The organism is Paracoccus salipaludis (assembly GCF_002287065.1).
GTDB classification, from domain to species: Bacteria; Pseudomonadota; Alphaproteobacteria; order Rhodobacterales; family Rhodobacteraceae; genus Paracoccus; species Paracoccus salipaludis.
On the sequence record NZ_NSJZ01000104.1, the window covers coordinates 1 to 597 of the forward strand.

Below are 597 nucleotides of genomic sequence, written 5' to 3' on the forward strand. Positions count from 1 at the left end.
ACTACGTGACCGTGCGCGATCCCGACACCGACGAGCGCCTGCGGCTCAGGGGCCGCATCTACGAGAAGGACTGGAGCGATGACGCGGAGCTTGGCCGAGCGGCTGCACGAGAGGTTGGAGAGCCAGACGGCCGAGATCGCGGCCTTGACCGAGAACGAACTGCAGAAGCTCTCGCGGCGTGTGAGCGCGAGCGTGAGCACCGAGCTGACCGAAATCGAGATCGCTATCGTCCAGTCCACGCACGGGATCAGGAACGCGCTGCCACAGCTGAAATGGATCTTGGGGCTGACCTGGGGGGCGATGATCGTGAGCTTAAGCCTGACCGGCTTCTTGCTCTGGCGCTCGACCCAGCCCTTGAGGATCGTGGCGGACATGCCCTTGGAGACGTTCCAGAGCGAGGGGCAGAGCTACCTGGTGGTGCCCGAGAACGCGAAGCCGCTGCAATGCACCACGCCCTCGGGGCGGACGGCGATCTGCCTGCACCTGACGAACGGGGAGTGAGGCATGGACCAGCTCACGGGATTGGAGCGCGCCTTGCTCGAACAGTTCAGGCGCTTGGCGAAAGAGTTCGATCAGTCGCAGAGCGTGTCCGAGAAG

The 597-nt window shown here is 64.3% G+C and carries 2 protein-coding genes; one reads left to right on the plus strand and one right to left on the minus strand.

The window, feature by feature from the left end; all coding sequences use genetic code 11:
- The coding region (locus CK240_RS19070) for a hypothetical protein (RefSeq protein WP_205957921.1) at positions 1–374 on the minus strand (374 nt) is incomplete at its 3' end.
- Here CK240_RS19070 and CK240_RS19505 point away from each other — a divergent pair.
- The gene (locus CK240_RS19505) at positions 373–501 is read left to right on the plus strand and encodes a hypothetical protein (protein WP_276305742.1); all 129 of its coding nucleotides are present in this window, start codon (positions 373–375) and stop codon (positions 499–501) included. The two genes, CK240_RS19070 and CK240_RS19505, sit on opposite strands and share 2 nt — an antisense overlap.
- Positions 502–597 lie beyond the last annotated feature (96 nt).

Excerpts from the sequence above, each read along its gene's own strand:
- CK240_RS19505 (WP_276305742.1), top strand. The coding sequence starts at position 373 with ATGCCCTTGGAGACGTTCCAGAGCGAGGGGCAGAGCTACCTGGTGGTG.